22 protein-coding genes, 1 tRNA gene and 1 pseudogene are annotated in these 25351 nt (G+C 46.6%); 13 read left to right on the top strand and 11 right to left on the bottom strand.

Annotation, left to right across the window (positions count from 1 at the left end):
- Positions 1 to 55: 55 nt before the first annotated feature.
- Positions 56 to 385: a DUF3862 domain-containing protein gene (locus AQULUS_RS09580; RefSeq protein ID WP_148339928.1), complete on the bottom strand. Its 330-nt coding sequence runs from the start codon at positions 383 to 385 to the stop codon at positions 56 to 58.
- A gap of 23 nt (positions 386 to 408) precedes the next feature.
- Entirely contained in the window at positions 409 to 1017 is a 609-nt protein-coding gene (gene msrA / locus AQULUS_RS09575; RefSeq protein WP_148339927.1) for a peptide-methionine (S)-S-oxide reductase MsrA, read from the bottom strand.
- A 559-nt stretch (positions 1018 to 1576) separates the two neighbouring features.
- On the opposite strand from msrA, the gene AQULUS_RS09570 reads away from it, so the two are divergent.
- On the top strand, positions 1577 to 2284 hold the full coding sequence (locus AQULUS_RS09570) for a hypothetical protein (RefSeq protein ID WP_148339926.1): 708 nt from the start codon (positions 1577 to 1579) through the stop codon (positions 2282 to 2284).
- A 40-nt stretch (positions 2285 to 2324) separates the two neighbouring features.
- On the opposite strand, the gene AQULUS_RS09565 is transcribed toward AQULUS_RS09570, so the two are convergent.
- Positions 2325 to 2888 carry a DUF922 domain-containing Zn-dependent protease gene (locus AQULUS_RS09565; RefSeq protein ID WP_148339925.1) on the bottom strand — a complete coding sequence of 188 codons (564 nt, stop codon included), beginning with the start codon at positions 2886 to 2888 and terminating at the stop codon, positions 2325 to 2327.
- Between the two features lie 288 nt (positions 2889 to 3176).
- On the opposite strand from AQULUS_RS09565, the gene AQULUS_RS09560 reads away from it, so the two are divergent.
- Positions 3177 to 4001: a hypothetical protein gene (locus tag AQULUS_RS09560; RefSeq protein WP_148339924.1), complete on the top strand. Its 825-nt coding sequence runs from the start codon at positions 3177 to 3179 to the stop codon at positions 3999 to 4001.
- Between the two features lie 55 nt (positions 4002 to 4056).
- Here AQULUS_RS09560 and AQULUS_RS09555 read toward each other — a convergent pair whose 3' ends face one another.
- On the bottom strand, positions 4057 to 5361 hold the full coding sequence (locus AQULUS_RS09555; protein WP_172622812.1) for a saccharopine dehydrogenase NADP-binding domain-containing protein: 1305 nt from the start codon (positions 5359 to 5361) through the stop codon (positions 4057 to 4059).
- Between the two features lie 276 nt (positions 5362 to 5637).
- On the opposite strand from AQULUS_RS09555, the gene AQULUS_RS09550 reads away from it, so the two are divergent.
- Positions 5638 to 6123 carry a DinB family protein gene (locus AQULUS_RS09550; RefSeq protein WP_148339922.1) on the top strand — a complete coding sequence of 162 codons (486 nt, stop codon included), beginning with the start codon at positions 5638 to 5640 and terminating at the stop codon, positions 6121 to 6123.
- A 51-nt stretch (positions 6124 to 6174) separates the two neighbouring features.
- Complete coding sequence (locus tag AQULUS_RS09545; protein WP_148339921.1) at positions 6175 to 7590, top strand: sphingomyelin phosphodiesterase; 1416 nt, start codon at positions 6175 to 6177, stop codon at positions 7588 to 7590.
- A gap of 25 nt (positions 7591 to 7615) precedes the next feature.
- Here the strand turns inward: AQULUS_RS09545 and AQULUS_RS09540 are convergent, their stop codons facing one another.
- Entirely contained in the window at positions 7616 to 9565 is a 1950-nt protein-coding gene (locus AQULUS_RS09540; RefSeq protein ID WP_148339920.1) for an acyl-CoA synthetase, read from the bottom strand.
- A gap of 272 nt (positions 9566 to 9837) precedes the next feature.
- Between AQULUS_RS09540 and AQULUS_RS09535 the strand changes: the two genes are divergently transcribed.
- A complete protein-coding gene (locus AQULUS_RS09535; RefSeq protein WP_148339919.1) occupies positions 9838 to 11169 on the top strand; it encodes an FAD-dependent oxidoreductase in 1332 nt (443 codons plus the stop codon).
- 68 nt (positions 11170 to 11237) lie between these two features.
- Here the strand turns inward: AQULUS_RS09535 and AQULUS_RS09530 are convergent, their stop codons facing one another.
- On the bottom strand, positions 11238 to 11420 hold the full coding sequence (locus AQULUS_RS09530; protein WP_172622811.1) for a DUF1737 domain-containing protein: 183 nt from the start codon (positions 11418 to 11420) through the stop codon (positions 11238 to 11240).
- 214 nt (positions 11421 to 11634) lie between these two features.
- On the opposite strand from AQULUS_RS09530, the gene AQULUS_RS09525 reads away from it, so the two are divergent.
- The 5 genes from AQULUS_RS09525 to AQULUS_RS09505 all read left to right on the top strand — a co-directional run bounded on the left by AQULUS_RS09525 (position 11635) and on the right by AQULUS_RS09505 (position 18790).
- Positions 11635 to 12768, top strand: coding sequence for a protein kinase family protein (locus tag AQULUS_RS09525; RefSeq protein ID WP_148339917.1), 1134 nt, complete (start codon positions 11635 to 11637; stop codon positions 12766 to 12768).
- Between the two features lie 179 nt (positions 12769 to 12947).
- Positions 12948 to 15626 carry a bifunctional acetate--CoA ligase family protein/GNAT family N-acetyltransferase gene (locus AQULUS_RS09520; RefSeq protein WP_148339916.1) on the top strand — a complete coding sequence of 893 codons (2679 nt, stop codon included), beginning with the start codon at positions 12948 to 12950 and terminating at the stop codon, positions 15624 to 15626.
- A gap of 71 nt (positions 15627 to 15697) precedes the next feature.
- A complete protein-coding gene (acs, locus tag AQULUS_RS09515) occupies positions 15698 to 17644 on the top strand; it encodes an acetate--CoA ligase (RefSeq protein ID WP_148339915.1) in 1947 nt (648 codons plus the stop codon).
- A gap of 140 nt (positions 17645 to 17784) precedes the next feature.
- Positions 17785 to 18195, top strand: coding sequence for a DCC1-like thiol-disulfide oxidoreductase family protein (locus AQULUS_RS09510; protein ID WP_148339914.1), 411 nt, complete (start codon positions 17785 to 17787; stop codon positions 18193 to 18195).
- Positions 18182 to 18790 carry a DUF4166 domain-containing protein gene (locus AQULUS_RS09505; RefSeq protein WP_148339913.1) on the top strand — a complete coding sequence of 203 codons (609 nt, stop codon included), beginning with the start codon at positions 18182 to 18184 and terminating at the stop codon, positions 18788 to 18790. Before AQULUS_RS09510 ends, AQULUS_RS09505 begins: the two co-directional genes overlap by 14 nt.
- 84 nt (positions 18791 to 18874) lie before the next feature.
- Here AQULUS_RS09505 and AQULUS_RS09500 read toward each other — a convergent pair whose 3' ends face one another.
- Positions 18875 to 19234, bottom strand: a complete 360-nt coding sequence (locus tag AQULUS_RS09500; RefSeq protein ID WP_148339912.1) for a cupin domain-containing protein — start codon at positions 19232 to 19234, stop codon at positions 18875 to 18877.
- A 310-nt stretch (positions 19235 to 19544) separates the two neighbouring features.
- Entirely contained in the window at positions 19545 to 20489 is a 945-nt protein-coding gene (locus AQULUS_RS09495) for a MerR family transcriptional regulator (RefSeq protein ID WP_148339911.1), read from the bottom strand.
- Positions 20490 to 20845: 356 nt separating this feature from the next.
- Here AQULUS_RS09495 and AQULUS_RS09490 point away from each other — a divergent pair, with 356 nt between their 5' ends.
- Positions 20846 to 23227 (top strand): spermine/spermidine synthase domain-containing protein, encoded by a 2382-nt coding sequence (locus AQULUS_RS09490; protein ID WP_148339910.1) that lies wholly within the window; start codon positions 20846 to 20848, stop codon positions 23225 to 23227.
- An 8-nt stretch (positions 23228 to 23235) separates the two neighbouring features.
- Positions 23236 to 23319: pseudogene (locus tag AQULUS_RS09485) on the top strand (transposase); the annotation flags it as partial.
- 41 nt (positions 23320 to 23360) lie between these two features.
- On the opposite strand, the gene AQULUS_RS09480 reads toward AQULUS_RS09485, so the two are convergent.
- A tRNA-Phe gene (locus AQULUS_RS09480) sits at positions 23361 to 23433 on the bottom strand.
- Positions 23434 to 23597: 164 nt separating this feature from the next.
- Here AQULUS_RS09480 and AQULUS_RS09475 point away from each other — a divergent pair.
- The gene (locus AQULUS_RS09475; RefSeq protein WP_148339909.1) at positions 23598 to 23930 is read left to right on the top strand and encodes a hypothetical protein; all 333 of its coding nucleotides are present in this window, start codon (positions 23598 to 23600) and stop codon (positions 23928 to 23930) included.
- Between the two features lie 85 nt (positions 23931 to 24015).
- Here AQULUS_RS09475 and AQULUS_RS09470 read toward each other — a convergent pair whose 3' ends face one another.
- Together AQULUS_RS09470 and mutY are read right to left on the bottom strand one after the other, a co-directional pair.
- Entirely contained in the window at positions 24016 to 24291 is a 276-nt protein-coding gene (locus AQULUS_RS09470; protein ID WP_148339908.1) for an oxidative damage protection protein, read from the bottom strand.
- Positions 24209 to 25351 carry an A/G-specific adenine glycosylase gene (gene mutY / locus AQULUS_RS09465; protein WP_148339907.1) on the bottom strand — a complete coding sequence of 381 codons (1143 nt, stop codon included), beginning with the start codon at positions 25349 to 25351 and terminating at the stop codon, positions 24209 to 24211. The genes AQULUS_RS09470 and mutY overlap by 83 nt, the downstream gene beginning before the upstream one ends.

The following is a 25351-nucleotide window of genomic DNA, read 5'->3' as shown; positions in this document are numbered from 1 at the left end:
GATATCCTCGAGCGGGCGGTAGAAGGATCATCCTTCTACCGCCGCGAGAGGTTGCTTAATTTTTTTTGTCTCTTTCTTGCGAAGAGGAGCTGTCCGGCTGGGCGTGGGTTTTGCTGTAGGCTTTTACCGTAACGCGGTCATTTAAAAACTGAATGTCTATTTCGGCGTTGCTGTCTTTCCACACAGCCGAGGTTCCCGATATCCCCGCGATATTGATGCTCTCGGATGAAGTCGGTTCGCCCAGAATGGCTATCACTTCTTTCATGGTCATGTTGGTTTGAATTTTATCGAAATTTTCCTGCGATAATTTGGAGCAGCCCAGTAAAATGAAGCACACACAGGCTGCCAGGAACAAACGCCGTATAAACTGGTAAACTTGAGTCATGTTAAACTTCCTTCTGAATATTATTATTGCGTGCCCCACAGTTTTTGCAGTTGATAGTCTCTTCCGCACCCTTTTCGGTACAAATCATATCGCGAGGCATGATTGCGATAAAATTTTTGATGATACGCTTCGGCCGGATAAAAAGCCTTCATGGGCAATATTTGCGTGACAACTTTAGTAAACCGTCCTGATTTTATCAATTGTTGCTTGCTTTCAGAAGCTAATTTTTTCTGTTCAGGGCTGGAATAAAAAATAACAGGCCGGTATTGGTTTCCACTGTCACAGAATTGTCCATTCGCATTGGTGGGATCAATATTGTGCCAGTATATCTCCAGCAATTGCTGATAAGTCACTTTTGCAGGATTGTAAACCACTTCAATGGATTCATAATGCCCGCTGTCGCCGCTTTCAACCTGTTCGTAAGTTGGATGAGGCGTGGTGCCGCCGCTATAGCCGACGGTGGTATTGACAACACCGGGGACTTGGTCAAAATCGAACTGCATGGTCCAGAAACATCCGCCGGCAAAAACGGCTGTTTCCGTTTTTGGTTTCTGTGCACTAAAAATATCAGTGGGGAACAGGAAGATAAATGCTGATAGCAAAAAAGCAGTCAGGGTTTTGATGGTGTCCATAACATTATCGTCCATGGTGAAAGTGATCATACTTTCAAATAAATCATTTTAGTGCGCTATAATCAGGACTGGCAGCGTTTCAGCCTTACTGTTACAGACCGCACTGGATTTTTACTCGGCTTCATTCAGTATAACGATTTTCCATAACGGTAATGGAATAATTTACTGATTTTGGGTGTTTCTTGTGCTCGAGCATGTTTTTTTGTTTTCTCTCCTTTGCGATGAACTGCTGTCCCGCGGCCTGAACGCCAATTAATTTGCAAATTTTAAAATATGGATTAATTTTGCACAATCGTTAAATGGCGCCTGTTCACGGTAGCAGAATCTTACCCGTTCCCTTGCTGCGGTCATATTCAGCAATCTTGTATGTTTAATCATTTGTTCCGCTTCAGCGGGGCAGGGTCATGAATCATCTAAATAATATTTTATGCGCTTATCCACTTTATAATGTCAATGAGCAGGAAAGGAGGCGGAGGAGGGCTGATTGGCACAGTTCAGTCAGCGCTCCCGGTCAACAGGTTGCGTTATGCGAACGGGTCAATCAAAAGGAGACTGGGTCATGCCTAAAATACATCCACATGATGAAATTGGTCCAAATGACTCCGGTAAAATGATCATACGCGGTATTTGTTTTTCAGCATTACTGGATGAAAATCCTGATTTGAAAGCGCAAATTGAAGATTATTTAAGCGCGCGCGGAACAGTGGGTGCAATCAAGTTATCTAATACAGATGCGGTGCTGGCGTTTAGCGCGGATGAGGCAGGATTTATTGCTTCACTGATAGACAAATTTCGTGCGCTGGAGTTTTCATCCGCCGATCTGCTGACTGTCACAGCCGAGCAAACAAAAAAACAGCGAGATGAAATGGTCTTGCTTGCGCAAACCGAGTTGGAGCAATTTCGCAAAACTCAAGCCGAGAAAGGACAGGAAGTGAGTTTCACAGGGCTTGCCAATACCATCATAGAAAATGTTGATATGCGAAAACCCGTGAGTTATGTCGCGACGCTTGCCTGGGAAGATCTGGATCTTCCTGATCTTTTCGCGGGAATGACGCTTTATGATCGCAGTGGATATGTGCCGCCTACACTACCGGAATCTGAGCATGCAGCCGCGGATGAGGCTGCATCGGCGAGAAGGGAAGGGCTGGGGCTGGCATTTCATTCCATGTTTCATCGGGAGGCTGATGCTGAAGCCGCGGAGAAAGCCATACAAGATATGGTGGAAGAAGAAGACAAGAAGCCTGAGTCTTCAGTGCATCCCAAATAACACTGACGTTAACAGGAGCGGGAATGGCGTGCTAGGGAAGCTAGGGAAAAATGACGCCTTCAGTTTGTCCGTGCATGGTTACAATGTCGTATTGCCGGTCACGGGCGTTATATTTTGACAGGATTTGTTGTGCCTGGTTGTTCGCGAGAGTTTCCAGCTGTTGACAGTCTCTGAGCGGCGGCAAGCTGATCAGTTTGTTTTCCACTTCAACCGCAGCGTCTGCTCCATTGGCGGAATGATTTTTTTCATGCATTCTCAGCCGCTGAGTGTATTGGTTCCATTGATTTTGCAGGACTTTATCCGCGAGACTGTAATCAGCCCACTGAGGGAAAGCAGACTGGATGTCTGCGCTGACTGTGACTTGAGTAATGCGGCAAATCCGGTTTTCTTCCTGATACCTGAAATGCCATTTCACATTCCAATGAGTATAGGCGTCGAAATGCCTGCCAGATTCCATCGGGCCAAAAGCGTTCATCTGCGCGCGCAATTCGGAGGCAAGCCTGCCATGTATAGCATAAGCGGATTCACTGATCTGTATGACGGGTGTTGCAGCGGCGGCGGATGTGATCAGAATCAGCAGCCCGATAATATGACGAAATTTCATGCAATGGATTCACTGGTATTAACCCGGTTCAGTCATGTTACATCAGTGTGATTCATAAGCAAGTCTCCCTGTGTTTAACAGGGCGTGACCGGCAATAAGACCAATTCACGCTTTTTTGATACAGGGAGGAATTTGCCGATGAAATTCCCTCTGGTTTCGAAATTCGCACATGTACCGGCATATTTTTTGAAAAATCAAATACTAACAGCGGCCAATGCTTTTTTACCCGCTGGCGCCGTCTCTAGGCTAAAATAATAGGAGGCATACAGATTTTACCGGAGACAGTTTATGATATGGGTCTATCTGGTACTGAGCATCTGGACTATTGTCATCGTATACCCTTTCTTGCGTATCAGCTCAATCAATCGATTCGCATCTTTCCTGATTACCGTCGCGGCAGTGGCAGCGGTTATCCTGTTGTCAGCTGTTTTTCTCAAGCCTCATTTTATGGCGTGGCAGCATGAAAGATATATACGAACCCAATACCCGTTCGTGTCTTATCTGGAAACACAGTCTCCTGTGGATTTTGGCGCCTATATGAGCCAGATACGGGATAACGTCAAAAAGAACAAAAACCTAAACAATGAAATCTATTATCAATCCGAATTATTAAATACTTTGCTGCTAAAATATGGCCCTGTTGCCAGTCACAAGAGCTTGTATGATTATCTCAAACAGAATGTGGAGTATGACAAAAAGCTGATAAAGATTGATCCAGTATATGTCTTGTATCACGAATTTCCTGATAAATTTATCCGTTCTGACATCAATTTCGACAAGCTCGATCGCGATGAATATATCATGGAGTCGTTTAATGCTGTGGAGCCGGTCATTAAATCCGGAGTGGAAAGCCCACAAAAAATGCCAAGTGACGATGAGCAAAAGCAAGCCATGGTGACTTTTCGCAAAGTGGTGGATGACTTATCTAAAAAATATGGCGCGAAAACAGTGGTGGAAACCTTGCAGAATCCTGCTGATACCAAGCTGGATAAGGAAACTTCAGCAAAAATCATCATCGCGTTTTTTGAAGAAATTATTGCAAAAGGCGAGGAGAACGCGGGATTGTTTATGCGGGTATCTTATCTGGTTAGCAGGCCCAAACCAGCGGATTAGCCATATCGGCTTGCGGATAAATAAATTGATCCGCAAGCATGGATACGGCTGATTATTAAGAGGTTACTGTTTCCGGCGTGGATTTTCCTCTGGTCATGGCTTGTTTCTTCAGATTCACACATTCATAGCTATCGTATTCATCCGATATGAAAAGATTCCGCACGGGCGTGGAGAAATAATTCATGCCGCTGCAGTGTTTTCTAAAATGCTCTATGATCCTGAGGCTGTCATCTGCGCCTGTCATTTCAGGAAAAACAAGGCCGCGTCCTGGATTATCTTTTAACCAGTCTATGGCTGCCAGCACGGATGCCGAAACATACCAGGCGGTCGCATTGGTATGCGGGTATGCGTGCAAAGCTTCCGATTGTTCCATGCTGTATCCACAAAACCAGTTGGATTGGTCACGGAGCACGACCAGGGTGCCAACCAGATCAAATCCATGTTCATGATCGAGTTCATCGGTTGCGCATTTTGCCTGATACGATTCACCGAATTTCCATTTGGTGCGGGACAGTTCGCCAATGGGCGAACATTCGTAAAGAAACTGGATTTTGCAAGTCTTGTTATACTGGCTGGCAAGGTAATGGCGCATGGAGAAGGTTTCTTCATGTGAAACAATTCTTCCATGAATGGCGGTATGATCCAGTACCACCAGCCTGGATTTGGCGTTTTGATACGCTTTAATGCCGTTATGGTCGGGGTAATCGGTATGGGCAATGGATTCCAGGAAAAATTCCAAGATGTTCCAGGTGTTGTAAAAAATGTGGCTTTCCGGAACAAAATTCTTTTTGAACATGAGCGTGTCTTTTTCCAGGATATGGATTTCCTGGATCTGGTCGACGATTTGGGCAAAACTCTGTTGTCTGGCCGCGGCCAGCTCCTGTATTGCCGCATTTAAATAGTGATTCACCATGCCTGGATTGGCGCCGTGCGTAAGCAGACAAGTCGGCCCGTTGTCCGTGAGCGCAGGAATCAGGCGGTCAATGTAGACATTCATGATGCCATCAATATTCTGATAATGATTGGTTAGCCGTAATGTTTCAGGCAGCCAGGCATCGCCTACCGTGTTGATAAAGTGGCGTCCGTTCCGATGGCACCAGGATGATAATGCCCGCGTGTCTGTTTCTACAGCCGTCTCTATGACTATCGTGCCTGGATGTGAATGAGCGGCAAGCAAATCCCGATAATTGGAGTCTGAAATAGCTTGTTCTATGAAGAGGATGTTGCGACGGGGGGAGAGAGGTATGTCTTTTCGTGTTTTGTCTATCACCACGATGTTGCCGTTCAGGTAGTGAAGCACGCCTGCGCCTACTATGCCGTAGCCGATCAGGACGTAATCAATTTTATTTGCGACACTCATAAGGGTTTTCTCCGGAATGGTTATGGTTAAGGATAATTGCCAGGGCTGTTGTGCGTGGCTGCCCCGGACATGAAGACTGCAAAGTTCAATCCTGCTTGTGACTGTTTGCAGTGATGAGATCATGTAAACAGTGACAGGTGAGAATGAGCAGGATATGTTGTCAGGTTGAAGGTATTTGTCAAGCCTGGCTATTATTTGCATGTTGCGGGACGAGTGTCGTGCGTGCGATGATGCGCTGATTTGAAACCATGGATAACCAGGTAACAAGAGGCTGGTATGAAAGAGTATTTTCAAACTCTCGCGCGATATAACCGCTGGGCAAATATCCGCTTGTATGATGCTTGCGGCAAATTGCCGGAAAACGAATATCTGCTGGATCGCAAGGCGTTTTTTCATTCTATTCACGGAACGCTGAATCATTTGCTGGTTTGCGACAGATTATGGCTGGGGCGGCTGAAATTTCGCGAATCAGGCATTACGTCGCTGGATCAGATGTTATATGCGGATTTCAAATCATTGTGGAGTGCGCGACAAGCAGAAGATGAAAGAATTATTGAATTGATTGACGGGATGACCGAATCAGCACTAAATGGCTTGCTGAAATTCAAAACCCTCGCCGGCAAGGAAAGCGCTATGGGTTTGCGCTGGCTGCTGGGGCACTTGTTCAATCATCATACGCATCATCGCGGGCAGGTGCACGCCATGCTGTCTCAAGCAGGCAGTGAACCGCCAGCGCTGGATATTTATTATTTCATGGGTTGATTATGACGGATAACTTGCGTCTTGACAGGCGTGAGAAGCAACGGGGACGATATGTTTAAACTCATCATGTTCTTCATGTTAGGCTTTTGTCTGCCTTCTTTCTCTGTGGCGGGCGTCATACCCAAGACGGCTGGGCGTGACGCGGCAGCGGCACCTGTTTTTGGGTACAGCTATGTTCTTGTCACAAATAATACCAGCGAAAATTTGTCATTTCAGACCGCGCTTGATACTGATGACGCCGATTTTACCTCGGGCAAAAATTGGGAGGGTAGTTCGGTCACGCTGTTGCCTTACGAAACCAGGCAGATTCTCTGGTTCAGCCGAAATACCGGAGTCAAGACAGACAAGAGTTATCAATTTTCCGTCAAGGTGAGCCGGAGTAATGGTTCAGGTGAGCAGATCGACATTCAATTTCACGAAAAAGGAAAGCGCGTGTTTGGATCGGATGTGAAGGCTGGGCTGGTCTTGCCAGGACAGCCGGCTAAATCCATTCTCGCTGATAAAGGCCTGGAACAGTTTCCGGTGAATATATGGGGCGGGGAATACCGCATTCATGCCAGAAACTGGCTGCCAGCGGGACGCATATTCAATAATTTTCACCTTGTCATTGATAAACCGGATCATCAGGGCGGGGACAGTTCCTCTAATCAATCCATTAATATCTTAACCTATAACACACAATTAATGCCTTTTTATGCTGGCGCGGTTGATGACCTGAACCATCCGGAAATTCGCGCGGCAGATATTCCTGCCAGGATATCCCAATACGATGCAGTTATCATGGAAGAATTGTTTGATCGCGACTTAAGGAGTGCCATGGTCCAGTCGATGACAAAGAATTATCCCTACCATACCAAGGTGGTAGGGCAAGAGGGTTCCAAGGTGCTGACGGGCGGTGTGATGATTTTCAGCAAATGGCCTATAAAAGATGAGGGTCAGATTGTATATCAGGCAGGTGCGGGGATGAATGCGCTTGCAGCGAAAGGAGCGATCTATGCCCGGATTGATAAAAATAATAAAACTTACCATCTCGTCGGCACGCATATGCAGGCTGGTAACAGGCCGGACGATATCAGTGTTCGTCAGAAGCAGCTGCAGGAATTGGCTCTTTTTATTGATAGTCTGCCTATTCCAGACGATGAGCCGCTTTTGATAGGGGGCGATTTTAATGTTAACCAGTTTGATAAGGAGCTGGAAAATCTGCTGGGAATCCTGAATGTCAGTTTGCTTGAAAATACCGGCTATCCTTACTCGGCTGACGGCGTGGTGAATACCATGTCCATTAATAAGGATCGCAGCCGGATTGATTATTTGTTTTATAGTAACTTGCATGCGAAACCCGGCAAGGCATTTAACAGGGTTTTCATTTTGCGTGATCTGGAAAATGAAAAAATGTGGCCCAAATTTGACTTGTCCGATCACTTTCCGCTGTCGGCCTGTTTTGACTTCAGACGTGATGACGCTTGAGCCCGGCATTGCTGGGCCGGATTTTTTATGATGGCGGATCCGCAGCCGGGTATCCTGGGCGCGGTTGTGGTTGTATTATGAATTCCATCTTGAAGGCCGCAAGAATTTTTTCAATTTCTGGTATCAGGCAGGATGCCGTTTCGCTGCCTGACAAACGTACCGTCGTCAGTAATCCTGATGCAGTGTGCGGTTTGACGTCCACCGTGATATGAGCGCCGGTACTGGCGAGGGAAAGCAATCTTTCCTCAACCGCGCGTTTGACAATATCCAGGCGCAGGGCGGGTTTGTATATCTTGCCGACGGCTGTGAGCGGCATGTCACTGATGATGTAAATCGCTTTTGGCGTCGCCACATGTTCAGTGATATGCCGGGCTGCAAATTTTTCCAGCTCAGAACTGGTTGCTGTCATGCCTGTGTGCAGTGTCACATAGGCGGCTGGAATTTCTCCCATTCTGCCGTCCGGTTTGCCTACGGCTGCAGCCATGGCAACGGCGGGATGCTTGTTGAGCGCTTCTTCAATGACGCGCGGGTCGATGTTATGTCCCCCGCGAATAATCAGGTCTTTGCTGCGGCCGGTCAGCCAGAAGTAACCTTCCTCGTCTTGTCTGCCCAGGTCTCCTGTATTGAGCCAGCCGTCGGCAATCCATAATTCATGAGAATTTTCCTCGCCCAGATAGCCTTGAAAAACATTAGGTCCTTTCACAGCCAGTGCACCGATTTCGTCCGGTTCGCAGTCACGCAAGTAACGCTGATTTTCATCCAGGCACACCGCTTTCATGTTTTGGTAGGGAATCCGTATTCCTATGGATCCTGTCTTGCGCTTCCCGAATGGAGGATTGACGCTGCTGAAAACAGTGCCTTCTGTCAAGCCATATCCTTCCAGAATGGAAATGCCGGTGCGTGATTCAAACTCTTTGATTAGCGCAGTCGGCATGGGCGCGGCTCCGCAGGCGGCAAACTTCAGGGAGGAAGTGTTGATTTCTGGCGACCAGGTCTTATTGAGTGCAAGGTAAACAGTGGGGACTGCCATGAAAAAGCTGATGCGGTATTGTTCAACCCATTTCCAGAAATTTGCGATGACTGCTTCGCTGCGAAATCCGTGGGGCGAGGTAAGCAAGACTTCACCGCCCACTGTGAAGGGAGCGAGACCGGAAATAAGAGGAGCATTGACGTGAAACAGGGGCAGGCCGCAATGCATGACATCGCTGCTGTCCCACTGCAATTGCCGACCTACCATCCAGGCGCTGAAAACCTGGTTAAAATGCGACTGGATGGCCAGTTTGGGGGAGCCGGTCGTGCCTCCGGTATGGAAGTAACAGGCAGTCATATCAGAGCGAACAGCTTGTTCGAAATCCAATCTGGCGCCGGGATAGCGGGATATCAAGTCATCGAAGTCATCTCTGTGAATATGACTGATCCCGGATAACGCTGTCTGCAATTGTGCGCGGGGCACGGCAAATTGTTCGGGATTGACTGTCAGAATATGCTGCAGACTGTGAACATCCGGCACGATTTTTTGGACTTTTTCCCATAGCGCGCTATTCTGATGGCCGGACAGCGTGATCAAAACCTTTGTTTGTCCTTTCTTCATGATCTGTCTGATATGTTCTGCTGCCAGCATGGGATTAATGGGGTTGGCTATGCCTGCTGCCTGCGCTCCCCACAAGGCAAAATGATGCTGCGGTAAATTGGGCATTAACAGTGAAACAGTATCCGTTCGGGTGACACCCAGATCATGCAAAGCATTTGCTGTTTGTGTGATCCGGGAAAACAATTCCTGATAGGAATAATTAACCGGGATTTCTTCCGGTTTTCCGGTATATAAAAAACGCAAGGCGGTCTTATTGCCAAATTGACGGGCGCTTTGTTCAAATATCGCATAAGTATGCGGTGCCAGATGGTGCGCCGAAACGGGCGTTGTTTCCATGCGTTCCACATCTACGAGCGATGTGATTTTTCCAGATTGGATATCCATTCAATGTTCCTGTTGTGTCAGATTGTCCGAGGGCGGCGGGTGTTTAAAGAACAGTTCATTGCTGTGTGTCAATGAACGCTCTTGATAGCTGGGTCATTGTATCATGCTTGTCCGTTATATGAATAATGAGATCTGCTCTGTGAAATGATTGATTTCATCCCGCCAGAACACAGCTTGTCACCATCGTGATTAATGAGTATCTTACCTGTTATTCACTTCAAAACCGCCTTATTCAAACAGGATTATCATTCGTCTGGCTGAAGGAAGATTTTATGAAAAAGCTATTTACTATCCTGATCTTGTCCTGCATTTTTACTGTAAAAACAAGTTATGCGGATAAAATCGCTGTGATCGGCGGCGGCGCGTCCGGCCTGGTGGCAGCATGGCTGCTTGAGCAAAAGCATGATGTCACAGTCTATGAAGCCCAAGACCGGCTGGGTGGTCACGCCAATTCCATAGAGGTGATGGTCGACGGCGCGCCTGTGGTCGTTGAGGCGGGGGCCGAATTTTTTAATGAAGCCTTTTATCCCAATTTCATGAAGCTGCTGCGTTATTTGGATATCCCTCTGAAATCATTCACTTTGGTTTCGACGTTTTATAAAACCAATGGCAGTGATCAAATCATTTTGCCTCCCTACCATGACGGCAAGGTGGAGTGGGGATCATTGACGCCGGCCAATCTCTATCGTTCCCTGCAATTGAAAACCGTGATTGATAACGGCCGCAAGCTGATCAAAAAACATGATACAGTCACCACGCTGCATGCGTTTGTGGATGGCTTGAGTGTGAGCAAGTCTTTTAAGGTTGAATTTCTTTATCCGCTATTGGCTGCGGCATGGGGAGTGACGCCGGAGGATGTTCAGGATTATTCAGCGTATAACGCTCTGAAATATCTGATCGAAGGATATGATACGGAAAAATATCGATGGTATGAAGTAACCGGGGGCTTGAAAAAATATATCGAATCCGTACGTGATTCGCTGCGGCATACCGAGATCCGTCTGAATTCACGCGTGAAAGAGGTAGGCAAGATGAATACGCGCTACACGGTTATGACTGAACAAGGTGATGTGAAGGAATACGACCATCTGGTTTTTGCCACGGATGCCAGCGTTGCCAGTCATATCCTCGGCACATTGAATGAGACGGCGGACCTGGCTCAATTGCTGGGTAAAATCAGGTATATCGATACCAAAATTGCGATACATGGTGACGCGCGCTTTATGCCGCCCAAAAAGGATGACTGGCGTGTTGCGAATGTTCGTTTTAATGGATCCAAGTCGGCGTTAACCATGTATAAGGCGTGGAAATCCAAAACGCCGATTTTCAAATCATGGGTCACTTATGATGTGCGCAGCCCCAAGGATACAGGCAGTCCGGTTCCAGACAAGTTATACGCATTGATAAATTACAGGCATCCTGTTACGGATTATAATTTTTTCATGGTGCAGGATGAGATAAGAAAACTGCAGGGAAATAACAATATCTGGTTTGTCGGTATGTGGACGTATGATAATGATTCACATGAAAGTGCAATTGCATCGGCTGTGCGGGTTGCCCAGCATCTCGCGCCGGATTCGGAACGTTTGAAGGTGTTTCAATAATTCATTGATTTTGCATCAGGCAGGCGCGGATTACACCTGTCTTGCAAGGCTGACTGCAATTCCAGCGACTATTCACGTTTTATCATGGCCTGTGTATAAATCAGACCGTACTTGGGATCCAGGACGGCGCCTGCGCTTCCTGATAATTCATAACCTTCCAATAATTTGTCCGTGACGGCTCGGGAGAATTCCTCGGTGTCAATCGGGCTTTTGTCTTCGCCTATAATCGAAGTAATCAATATGTATTGCATCTTCTTGCTCCTGTTAGCGAGGCATTTCCTATATTTATAGTATCTCAAGCGCGGCAATGTTGCGAACGGACAAGAATGCGCATTTGGTAAGGGTTTGATTTTAATCGAGGAATAAAGCTGATAGATAGTGTGTTGTTTCCGCTGGGGCATTAATGTTGCCTTAATTCGAAACGTATAAAATATATTTTCATTATTATTACAACAACGACACGCCATGTTGCTGCCAAATCTAAATGAAATCCAGACGCAAGAAGTTATCGAAAAGGCGGAGCAGATCATTTTCCTGTGGGAGTCTGATGCTCTTGGTCAGCGTAAGTATAGTAAAAAAACAGGATTTTCCGACGGTTTCCCCATCAGCAAGCCTGTCGAAATTCCATTCTCAATTCTGAAAGATTCCAGTGGAAATTATTATTTCATCGATAATGATTCCAAGGTCACGCATTCCGCTGAAGCCAAAGGCAATCAAGGCAAATACAGGAGATTGTTTCCCTTGAAACGAAATACGTCTGGGCATTTTACGCTTGCGGATAATATAATCGGTGTGAAAATTGAAAATGTATGCGCCAAGAAAAAACCTGAACAACAGCCGCGGCAATTATCATTGTTTGATGATATATTTTCATTTTCCGGGCAAGCGGGTCCGCGTCCGTCCGGACCGCAGCATAGAGATGTGGTCACGGATATATTTGGCGAAGAAAAAGCGGAGTATGTTGCGGATGAGGTGGGATCCCTGAAGCGGTGTGGTATGTATGTGGATCACTTTCTTGTCAAGAACAAAAAATATATTCTTTTGAAACACATTGAAGGGATGCAGCTGCTTAAATTTGTCAATACGAATTTTTCAGGTATGCCTGTTTCACAACAAGTTGAAACATTTTCCAGAATCATTCAATCCTGCATGCGCGCGCTCATGGCCATTCATGAAAGAAAAATTGCACATAATGATGCCCAGTTAAAAAACTTTATCATCGCAGTGGAGACTTATGAGTGTACAGTGATTGATTTTGGTTCGGCCTTTCTTGATGCCAAGCCGTTTCAGATGGAGAATGATTTTCTGACGCTGGCCAGAGAGTTTGACTATTTCGACCGCTATTTTGATCAGTCAGAGATCCAGTACGCCTGGCTGCGATGCAAGTCGATATTCAAGGAACAGAGTATGTGTAACTCGGTGGACATTGATGGTCTGATTCGGGTTATTGATGTCTTTACGCAGCAGGTCATGAAAATGAAAACCGGGACGAGTCAATTCGTTTTATCTTCTCCAACCTCTTCATCCTGTTCGTCTTCCTCAACATCGAATCTTGAAATCGGTCAGACAGATCTGGGACAACCGGGTTATACTGTGTAACTCACTTTATTTATATTTATTGAGGCTGCCGGCTCTGGCCGGAGCAGCGCCGTCATATTACAATTACTGATTGCCCGGGCTGGCGACAGGTGTTAAATCCTGTTATACAAAAGGCTTATCAGGTTCATGGTCCAAACCGTCATCGATAACGCGATACAATTTGGCAAGGAGTTTATACCGTGGGAACGCATTATCTGGACAAGCTGTTCAATCCGTCTTCCATTGCCGTCATAGGTGCGAGTGACCGTCCTGATTCGGTGGGCATGAAGTTGTTCAGCAACCTGCTAAAAGGCGATTTTCCCGGTAAGCTGTTTCCGGTTAATCCCAGACATGGTCAGGTTCAGGGTGTGAAAGCCTTTTCCAGTGTCAAGGACATTCCGGGATCCATAGATCTTGCCGTCATTACGACACCGGCGCACACTGTTCCGCATATTATTTCAGAGTGCGGCGAAAAAGGCGTGAGGGCTGCCGTCGTGATTTCAGCCGGTTTTAGCGAAACAGGCAGCAAAGGTAAAGAGCTGGAACAGTCCTTTTTGAAATCTTCTCATGAATACCGCATGCGTCTTATCGGCCCTAACTGTCTGGGCATCATGCGTCCTCATATCAAACTGAATGCCACATTTGATAACAACATTGCTGCGACGGGACATATTGCTCTCGTTTCCCAGTCAGGCGCGATTGTTGCCGCTATCCTGGACTGGGCTTTTAATAAAAAGATAGGATTTTCAACCATAGTTTCACTGGGCAATGCCGCTGATCTGGATTTTGGCGAGATACTGGATTTTTTGGCGGTTGACACAGAAACAAAAAGTATATTGCTTTATATCGAGGGAATTCATGACGCGCGCCGTTTTATGAGCGGCCTTCGTTCGGCGGCGCGCATGAAGCCGGTTATCGTGATCAAGGGCGGGCGAAATGCGCAGGGATCAGGCGCCGCGCGTTCCCATACCGGCGCGCTGGTTGGCGATGATGACGCATTTGATGCGGCCTTGCGCAGGGCGGGCGCGGTGCGTGTGTTGACAATTGAGCAGTTGTTTTCTGCCGCTGAAGTCTTGTCTAGCAATTACCGGGCCAAGGGAGGGCGGCTTGCGATCATTACGAATGGCGGTGGTGCGGGGGTGATGGCGGCGGACCGCGCGGCGGAATTGAATATTGCTTTGCCCAAATTGAGTGAAGAAACGATGGCACGGCTTAATGCTGTTCTGCCAAACGAATGGTCGCACCAGAATCCGGTCGATATTATTGGCGATGCCACACCGGAGCGTTATCATAACGCGCTGGATATTTGCTCCAAAGATACAAACATCGACGGACTGCTAACGATCCTGATTCCGGTAGCGATGTCAAAGCCGCTTAAAGTGGCTGAACAAATCGTGGCTGATGCCAAAGAATTTGGTAAACCTACAATAGCCTGCTGGATGGGTGAAAGTCATGTCAAATCATCCTGGGCATTATTTTCTGAGCATCAAATTCCTTGTTTCGACACGCCTGAAAAAGGGGTGGAAGCTTTTTCCTATCTTGCCGAATATCAACGTAATCAGCAATTGCTGCTGCAGGTCCCGGCACCGTTATCTCCGCAGCCAAAACCTGATATCAGCGGGTCGCGTCTGATCATAGAAGGAGTATTGTCAGAACGCCGTAAAATATTGACCACAACCGAATCAAAAGCGATTCTAAAGGCGTTTGGTATTCCCATTACACAGACCATAGAAGCGCGTAGTGCGAATGAGGCTCTGATTGCGGCCGAATCAATTCAATTCCCTCTCGTCATGAAAATCAATTCGCCCGATATCACACACAAGCAGGATGTGGGCGGTGTGCAACTGAATATTGAAAATGCAGAAGCGGTAAGAGGGGCATTTGCCAGGTTGATGGATAGTGCCAGACAAAGCCGGCCGGACGCCAGAATCTCTGGTGTGACAGTGGAAAACATGTATAAGGATCCCAATAATCGTGAGTTAATGATTGGAGTTGTCAGGGACAAGGTTTTCGGGCCTGTTATTACGTTTGGAGCGGGCGGGTCCCTGGTCGAGATCATCCATGACCGCGCCATTGCCCTGCCGCCGCTTAACCAGGTGATCGCCAGGCATTTGATTGAAAAAACACGCGTGTCAAAATTGCTGGGCCAGTTTCGCAATATGAAACCTGTTAATATGGAGACGTTGATCAATATTCTTCTCCGTGTTTCAGAAATGGTGTGCGAACTGCCTTATATCCAGGAAATGGATATTAATCCCTTGATAGTGAATGACAGGGAAGCCGTTGCGGTTGATGCCCGCATTGTGATAGATGCCCCGCCCCTCTCTCCTATTGCTTATTCTCATATGGCGATTTGCCCTTATCCAAGTCATCTGATTTCAACCTGGCAGCTTTCTGATGGCACCAATATCACTATTCGGCCTATACGTCCGGAAGACGCCAAGATTGAACAGGATTTTGTCCGCAACTTGTCTCCTCAATCCAGATATTTCCGTTTCATGGAGCATTTGCAGGAATTGACTCCCGCCATGCTGGTGCGCTTCACGCAAATTGATTACGATCGCGAAATGGCGCTGATTTCTACCTACAAAAAAAATGGCGAAGAAATCCATATCGGTGTCGCCCGTTATATTATCAATCCGGATCAGGATACCTGCGAGTTCGCGTTGGTGGTGGCGGATGAATGGCAGAACAAAGGCATAGGGACCCGCCTCATGAGTGAGTTGATGGGCGTTGCCAGGACCCATGGTGTGAAGACCATGATGGGCGAGATATTGTCCAGCAATATTCTTATGCTGGAGCTGGTGAAACACTTGGGGTTTTCGCTTTCCAGAATGGAAGATCCCTCGATTATCATGGTTACAAAATCAATTACTTAATTTAAGCAAGCGCTTTGTAGTGTTAAACAATATTGAATTTATTTAAAGATGTCGATCAAGGATATCAACTTATGACTGAGAACAAGCAACATGAGGTTTCTGCTTCATTTGTGAAAAAGGCTTATTTGGACAAGGCGGGTTATCAAGCGCTTTATAAGCGCTCGATTGAGGATCCAGCGGGATTTTGGGGTGAGCAGGCGGAGGAATTTATTTCCTGGTTTGCCAGGTGGGATTCTGTTAAATCCGGGGGGTTTGAAAAGCTTGATATGGCCTGGTTTACCGGAGGCAAGCTCAATGCCTGTCACAATTGCCTTGACCGCCACCTTGACCAGCGAAAGGATCAAACCGCCATTATCTGGGAGGGAGATAATCCCGACGAAGTGCGGCATATCACATACAGTGAACTTCATCGGGAAGTCTGCCGCTTTGCAAACGTGTTAAAAAACCAGGGCGTAAAAAAGGGAGACCGGGTTTGTATTTATCTGCCCATGATACCTGAAGCGGCGGTTGCGATGCTGGCTTGCGCGCGCATTGGCGCCATTCATTCCGTGGTGTTTGCTGGATTTTCTTCTGATGCGCTCAAGGCGCGGATTCTGGATGCGGAGGCGACTTTATTAATCACCGCCGATGAGGGCATTCGAGGCGGGAAAACAATTCCAATCAAAAAAAATGCCGACACGGCCTTGATGTCATGTCCGGGCGTCAAATGCGTTATCGTGGTAAAGCGGACAGGCGCTCCGGTTTCCTGGGATGAAAGCCGCGATGTGTGGTATCACGAAAAAATAAGGAAAGCGGGTGATGACTGCCCTGTGGAAATCATGGATGCGATGGATCCCTTGTTTATCCTCTATACTTCCGGGTCAACGGGAAAACCAAAAGGTGTGCTGCATGTCACGGGCGGTTATCTGGTTTATGCCGCGGTCACGCACCATTATATTTTTGATTATCACGAGGGCGACATTTACTGGTGCACGGCAGATGTAGGATGGATCACCGGCCATTCCTATATCATCTATGGACCACTGGCAAACGGCGCGACTACGCTCATGTTTGAAGGTGCGCCGAACTACCCGACGTTTTCTCGTTTTTGGGAAATCATTGACCGGCACCAGGTCAATATTTTTTATACCGCTCCGACTGCGATTCGTGCTTTGCGCCGGGAGGGAGATGAATGGGTCACGCGTACCAGCCGAAAAAGCCTGACATTATTGGGTACGGTGGGCGAGCCTATCAATCCGGATGTCTGGGAGTGGTATTACCAGGTTGTGGGTGAGGGGCGATGTCCTATTGTGGATACGTGGTGGCAGACAGAAACAGGCGGTGTGTTGATCACGCCTCTGCCTGGAGCGACATTGTTAAAACCCGGGTCAGCGTCATGGCCGTTTTTGGGAATCGAACCTGCGATTGTTGATGAGCGAGGCGAAACGATCGAGGATGACAGAACCGGGCATTTGGTCATCAGGCAGCCCTGGCCTGGGCTTATGCACACAATTTATCGCGATCATCAGCGTTTCATTGATGCTTATTTCAAGGAGTCACCCGGGAATTATCTCACGGGTGACGGCGCGCGGCGTGATAAAGATGGATATTACTGGATTAGCGGTCGTGATGACGATGTGATTAAGGTTTCCGGGCACCGTCTCGGGACGGAAGAGCTGGAAAGCGCTTTTATCGCGCATCCGTCTGTTTCAGAAGCGGCGGTAGTGGGTATTCCGCATGAGATAAAAGGCCAGGCGATTTATGCGTATATCACCACCAAGGAAGGCGTTCAACAAACTGACCAATTAAACAACGAGTTAATCCAGCATGTGCGCAGTTTAATCGGCCCGATTGCCACGCCTGAGGAGATTCAGTGGGCTGATGATTTGCCTAAAACCCGGTCCGGAAAAATCATGCGGAGAATTTTGCGCAAAATTGCCAGCAATGAATTGAACAGCCTGGGTGATACTTCCACATTGGCCAATCCCGGTGTTGTGGATGATCTCATCGCGGCGCGAAAAAAAATGGAATCCTCTTGATGGATCAGGCTGTTTGTGTGATTGATGCGGTTCAATAAGCATTCTTATGTGTTAAGACTTTAACCCCTATATTCTGTTAATATGGACGGGTCATTCCAACCTTGAGACGGCTAAAAGAGCCGAGGAGCTTTAAGCGTTTTATGTCCCAGGCACAACAGTCAGTTTTGTTAATCTATGATGGTGATTGTCCGTTATGCGACTCATTTGCAAAAATGATAAAAATTCGCGAATCAGTCGGACATTTTGAAATGATCAATGCGCGTCAGCCTCACCCGGTGCTGGATGAAATCAATGCTAAAAAGCTTGATCTCGATCAAGGCGTGGTGGTCAAGTATAACAATCATTTTTATCATGGACCGGATGCCATGCATATACTCGGTCTGATGAGTTCAGATCATGACTGGTTTAATTGTTTCAATGCGCTTCTGTTTCGTTCGAAAATTATTTCCAGGCTTTTTTATCCTCTTTTTAAATATGTGCGAAACGGCTTGCTCTGGTGGAATGGCGTGCCAAAGATAAAAAATCTTGGCGGCAGTCATGAATCAGGATGAACCGATATTCAAACCCGTGTTTGCCAAAGCCTGGGAACAATTGCCTCCCGTGATGCGCAAGCATTATGCCAACCGGCCGTTTAGTCAGGATGTGGTGACGGCACAGGGAAAAATGGAAGTTGGCAGTACCGGATTATTCAGGCTGTTATCACCCGTCTTCAGAGCGTTGAATATGCTGGTGCCGTATTCCGGCAGTGATATTCCTGTTACCGTTCGCTACCTGAGTGATGAGCACTCCCGCGCGTTTTATCTGGACCGCATTTTTTACTTTCCTGGAAAAACACCCTGGCATTTTCGTTCCTGCATGCTGCCTGTGAAGGATGAAGTGGTGACCGAGTTCACGGCATGGGGACTGGGCTGGCGATTCAGATATTTATATGACGGACATAAAATCACACTCAATCATCTCGGTTATGTCTGGAAAGTATTTGGCATGGTGCTGCCCTTGCCGCTCACTGTGTTTCTGGGCCGGGTATACGCAGAAGAGTTTGCAGTGTCCGATGAGTCATTCCGGATGAAAATGGAAATGGTGCATCCGCTGTTTGGTAAATATTTTTATGCGGGCGAGTTTAAAATCATGGAGCCGGTAAATTGATTCCACTATGGCAAGTATTTTTGTTATTCATTCGCATCATATGCCTTATCGGCTAACAGCATCAGCATATATTTGAATGCAAGGCTATTTCTTTCCATACATTTTACCTGCAGAAAAATCCAATGCTATGCAGGGTTCATCGCCAATCACCCATGCATCATGACCTGGTGCGATTACGGCACAATCACCCGGTCGCATTTCTTTTTCTGTGCCATCATCCATGACGACTTTCAAACGGCCTGAAAGAATATAATTGATATGCGCTGCCTGACAAGTATCAGTGCCGACAGTTGGTTTCACGCATTCTGACCATTTCCAGCCTGGTTGAAATGTGACACGCATGAGTGTTGTGTCGCCCAAATTAACTATATCAATATCGGTTTTGGGTAGTGTTCTTTTTTCACTGGGTTGATTGATGTTTTGTAGAAGGATTGAGCCGTTCATACACACCTCCTTCGCTTTTATAAAATTATTATAGATCCTTATCTTTAATTTTATATCATATTGACTCTAAAATAAGCTACCTGCGATGCAGGGTCAATTGTTCAATAAGTGAATCCTATAATTAAGCCAGCTATTTTTATGACCCATTCTTGATTATTCTGTGCAGGATCAGAAAGCTGATGCGGTGTAGCGCAGGCTTGAACTTTGGCTGTATCTATCGTTTCCAATCTTGTGCCCGTTCAGTTATCGCACTTGTCTGTTTCCGGCTTTCCTGAACGAAAAAAAGCGGGCGATGCGCCCGCTTGTCAATTTACTTGGCTGATTGTTTAAGCCATTTTTTTGCGGCCTGGCTTACTTTTTTATCCAGCAAGGCTGTTTTGATCAACTCCATTTTGCCAGCTTGATCATCGCCATACATGTCATTTAGCAAGTCATTCCATTGTTTTAATAGCTGGGCGGAGGGTTTGTCGTTCACCTGGTTCAGGATGTTATAAATCCTGCTCTTGTAGTATTCATCCACCGCTTTATCTAACCAGGCAACACTTGCCGGGGTTAATCCATGTTCCTCGGCACCGTGGCCGCTCATAAAACCTTTTTCCCAGATGGCGTTACGCAGGTGTATATATTGTTTTCCATACAGATTATTGACCCAGTCCATACAGCGTTTGCCAAGCGCAATTCCGGTCTCGCTTGCAGGATCCATATTTAAATTGGCTTCTACTTCTTTCGCCAAGTCAAACCAGGCTTGCCGGCATTTCATTTCTTCGCTTTCAGTAAATCTGGCCGATAATTCCTGCTCGAACTTTGCGTATTCTTTCAGTTCCTTGTCGTTGAATACCTTACCCGCCCATGTTTTTTCTAATTGCTGCGTCATACGATATACCTCTATTAATTTAATCACATTTTTCCAGGGAATAACTTGATGGCGTTGACAGTCAGAAATAATGTCTTTTAATGCATTGCTGGCATTGAATAATTGTTTGGCCCTGTCTTGCAGAAACTGCAATTGCGCGGAAAAATGCTCGATAATATCAATATCTGCATCCAGCAATTGTTTGATTTGGGCAAGCTCAAAGCCAAAAAATTTAAGCGCAATAATCTGCTGTAACTTCAACAAGTCCTTCTCGGAGTACAATCGATAACCGTTGGGTAGTCTGACTGAGGGCTTGAGCAGACCGATGCGATCGTAATGATGCAGTGTTTGCACCGATACGTGCGTCAATTTACTCAAGTCTTTAACATACCACTGGGTCATAGGTTTGCCCTCCTTGCACGCAAAGGTAAGGTATATAGCAACAATAAGGTCAAGCGGATTTTACCGGCTTTTTGCTTATGCTGACAATGGCCAGAGGCGGAATTAAACCGTCAATACGAGGATTTTCAATAATGAAGACAGTGATTCTGTGGCTTTCTTTCTTTATGCAAGCTGTAGGATGAGCATTATCTGCGGCTAGAAATAGTGCAGCTAATGATGGCTTGTTCACGCGCCTGGTATTGCGCTAGACTGGGAGCAATGCGATAGGGACATGTATTCCCTCAATACAATTTGTCAGTCAGTGTATTGATCGGGGTGTGGAAATTCTAATGGTTTAATATAGGATATATTAAATTATGGCTTATATCCGGGTAGCGATGTTGCTGGCGATATGTGCATTAGTATTATTGATGTTTCTTTTGTTGCCGCAATTGATTTCGCTTGTCTTTCCATTGGAAATTCAACCTGTCCAATATTACATTATTCTATGTGTATTCTATATTGCGTCCGTTGCGCTGGTTTATCTATGGGCGCAAACTTTTCAACGCCGGGCTTCGCTGATTTTAGAGCAATGGATCAAACAATCGTCTGTTCAGATAGAGGAGTGGGTGCGTTATACGCCGCCTAAATCCAGATATCTTGCCGTCATTGTTATTGCTGCCCTGACTTTATTTCTTGAGTTGGTGTTAATCCGCTGGCAAGCAAGCTTATTTCCCTTGTTTGCATTGTATAAGAATTTCACTCTCTTGGCGTGTTTTTGCGGATTGGGTATCGGATATGCGCTGGCGCGTAAGTTTCCCTTATTAATAACAACGGCTCTGCCAATGTTGGCGTTAACGATATTATTGCTAACGTTGTTGCGGTATGCGGCTCCAAAATTTATTCTTGAGCTTCTCTACGTGGTTCCGGTGCAAGAGGAGTCAGCTGTATTCGGTAATTTTGTTAATCACGCAGATTTTGTATCACGTATTGTGGTTTATGTTCCTGTCTATATATTATTAATTGGCACATTCATTTTGAATGTGCTTGTTCTTATGCCAATCGGACAATTCTGTGGATTTTTAATGGAAAATGACAGGCCATTAATTAGTTATGGATGTAATTTGCTGGGCAGCATACTGGGTGTTATTGCATTATTTATTCTTAGCTGTTTCTGGATCGGTCCCGTTGTATGGTTTGGCATCAGTGCGACCATTTTACTCTGGTATCAAATGCCCTCGCTGCATGCAAGAGGCATAGGGTTATTGTCTGTGGCAATATGTATTTTGCTTACAGCTTGGCCGCTAGAACCGCTGGTGCAAAACATTTACTCCCCCTATCAGCTTATTCAAAAAATCACTAAACCTGACGGGTTTATGCAGATTCTTGCATCAGGAAGCTACTATCAGAAAGTATACGATCTGTCGCTGGCTAATACTAACCGCGATACTGATCCTTTGAAAAAAATAGTCGGTTATTATGAGTTGCCTTTTCGTGCCTCTGCTTCTCTAAATAAAGTTGCGATTATGGGTGCGGGGAGCGGCAATGATGTTGCTGCGGCACTTAGAAGCGGCGCGCGTGAAATATATGCCGTTGAAATAGATCCGGTGATTCATGACCTGGGGCGTATGAATCATCCTGAGCATCCTTACAGTGATCAGCGCGTGCATTCTGTCATCGACGATGCGCGCACATTCTTCCGAAATACCACTGAAAGCTTTGACGCCATCGTATATGGTGTTCTGGATTCACATATTTTACTTTCTCACGGCAGTAATGTACGTCTTGATTCATTTGTTTATACCACAGAGGGATTGCATGAGGCATTTGAACATTTGAATCCCGGAGGTTTGTTGAGCGTATCGTTTGCTTTGTCAAGTTCCCGCATGGGAGAAAAGATTTTTCGTATTTTAAAGGAAATGCCGCAGGCGGGCAAACCGGCAGCTATACTCACGGGTTATGATTCCGCTGAAACCACCACTTTTATGGTGAGAAAAAATGCAGAAATTAAGTTGCCAGAAAATTTTATGAAGCAATACGGACTGAAAGATGTCACATCTCGTTATATTAATAGTAACTTTAATATGCTTGATCTCCCAACGGATGATTGGCCTTTCTTTTATATGGATTCCAAAATGTATCCGGCATCTTATGTGGTTTCTCTGGGTTTGATTTTTCTGCTATCTATTGTTTTGCTTCGCGCATTTCTTCCCGGGCATCAGTGGGAGCCGTCGCTCTTGCCGTTCTTCTTTCTCGGAAGCGGATTTATGTTAATCGAAACCAAAGCTATTACCGAGCTTGGTCTGCTATACGGTAATACCTGGTATGTTATAGGCATAACTATTATAAGTGTGTTACTCATGGCGTTTTTTGCGAACCTGCTATCGAGTAGATTTCCCGTTCGCAATTTGCATTGGGCTTATTTGTCTCTTATCCTAATTATAGGTGCCGGGTACCTCATTTCCATGCGGGGCGGGATTTTTCATCATGGTGTCATTGCGAAATTTTTCACAGTAATCTTGCTCACTGGTCCTTTGTTCTTTTCCGGATTAATTTTTTCTATTCTTCTTGCAAAAGTGAACAATATTGCTGGTGCAATGGCTTATAACTTGATAGGAGCCATGCTTGGAGGATTATTGGAATATAACGCCATGCAATATGGATTTTCATTCCTTTATCTGATTGCGCTGTTTATTTACGGATTAACTTGGATATCTTCCTATGGTAAGCCTTCCATTTTTAGTGCGCCACTTCGATAGGTATTTGTAAACTGAAACTGATACAGCGGCGGGCTTATGGGTTTCGAAACTTTGAAAACTATCGGCTTCGGGTTAGAGTACTGTGCTCATAGGTGAGCGCCCCCTGAAATGGGAAAGACCCTTGATCTGACAATGGCCAGAGGCGGAATCGAACCGTCGACACGAGGATTTTCAGTCCTCTGCTCTACCAACTGAGCTATCTGGCCATCTCAAAAATCGAGATGCCTATTAAACCGATACAGGGGGGATGAGTCAAGCAGATTTTCCTTGATTCATGGGATTATCTGCGGTAATTGTTCTCTGGGTAGGTTATTGATTGTAAACGCGGCACCAGGGAAAATCCGAGGGCTATAAACAATAGGAGCTTTAAATGAAATCGCGTTACTTGATATTGGCAGCTGCAGCATTGATTGTAATTTTGACAGGATGCCGAAACCGCATTGAAGAATATGAGCCTTATTCAACGTTTGATGACAGGATGGCGGCAGCGGAAAGCGGCAGGCCCATGACGCCGGATGATCAGATGCCGCCGGAATATGGCGATCAATATGCATACAGCAGCAGCGGCGGTCAGGATGAAGGTTCGTATGATCAGCCGCGGATGGCGGCCAGGAGTTCGTCATCGTCCAGCCAGAGTGATGTGGAAGTTCCTTTTTCGGAATCCCGCGGACCCAAGCATGCGGTCAATGTAGGCGCGCTCTGATTTTTCCAGGCAGGGCCCAGGCATCACATTCTCTCCGCCGCGTTTCGCGCGGCGGAGAGAATGCCGTTGACCCTGATGCGGGGCTTTAGTCAGTATGTTTGGGCACATACCCGGCGGGTTTTTCACTGCCGGCGCCAAAAAGAAATTTTTCCATTTCCTGCATGAGAAACGCCCGGGATTTGGGATCTATCATGCTCAGACGGTATTCATTGATCAACATGGTTTGATGTGCAAGCCACAATTGCCAGGCTTCTTTCGATATGTGTTCGTATATCTTTTTACCCAGCTCGCCGGGAAGCGGAGGCTGGGCGAGTCCTTCCGCTTCTTTGTGCAGTTTTGCGCATTGTATGATTCTGGTCATCTAACCCTCGCAGCAATAATTGTATCGGTTTGGGCAGGCCGACGGCTTTCGCTTCCCTAGGGTTATACCAAATTTGCATGCCTGCTTCCATCTCTGTGTCCAGCGCGGGCCGGTGTGATGGCCGTATCGTGACAATGACCGGATGAATATCCAGATGATAATGGCTGAAAGTATGCCTGAAGGGTTCCAGTGGCTGATAACATGCAATGGGATGACGGAGCTGCCGGCGGCAATATTCTCGTATTTTGCCCTCATCGGGTTTGCCTGGAATCTCAGGGAGGCTCCATAAGCCGCCCCAGATGCCTGTTTCCGGGCGTTTGTGTAGCAGGATGCGCCCCTTGTTTCGCAGTATCAGAAAGGCGGCGGCGCGGACTGGCAAGGTGCGAGCCGATTTTTTTTTGGGTAATAAGTCTGCCATGCCCATCCGGTATGCGTAACAGTTTTTGCCCAACGGGCATGTCCCGCATTGCGGTTTGCTGCGCGTGCAAAGCGTGGCGCCCAGGTCCATGATGGCTTGGGTATAATGATCCACGCGCTTTTCGGGGGTATAACGTTCCGCCAGGGCCCAGAGTTTATTTTCCGTGGTTTTGTCATTGACGGGTTCATCAATGCCGGCGAAACGTGACAGCACGCGCTTTACATTACCGTCCAGAATAGGCGCTTTTTTCCCGAAGGCGATAGATAGTATGGCGCCGGCCGTGGACCGGCCAATTCCGGGAAGCTGCATCAAATCTGCAATATTGTCCGGAAATATGCCGTTAACTTCCTCTAAAATCCATTTGGCGGCGCGATGCAGGTTGCGGGCGCGGCTGTAATAACCCAATCCTGCCCAGCTATGCAAAACATCGTCCACTGACGCTTGTGCAAGCGCTTTCAAACTGGGAAACCGCTGCATGAATTGTTCATAATAGGGAATAACCGTATTGACTTGTGTTTGCTGCAACATGATTTCAGATATCCAGACACGGTAGGGTGTCTTGTCTTGCTGCCAGGGCAAATGCTTGCGGCCGTGCTGGTCAAACCAGTTCAATATTGTCTTCTGAAATTGTAACGGACGCAT

Origin of the sequence: Aquicella siphonis (genome assembly GCF_902459485.1) — a bacterium.
GTDB classification, from domain to species: Bacteria; Pseudomonadota; Gammaproteobacteria; order DSM-16500; family DSM-16500; genus Aquicella; species Aquicella siphonis.
The sequence above is the reverse complement of the archived record's forward strand: the minus strand, read 5'-3'. Positions and strand labels throughout refer to the sequence as shown.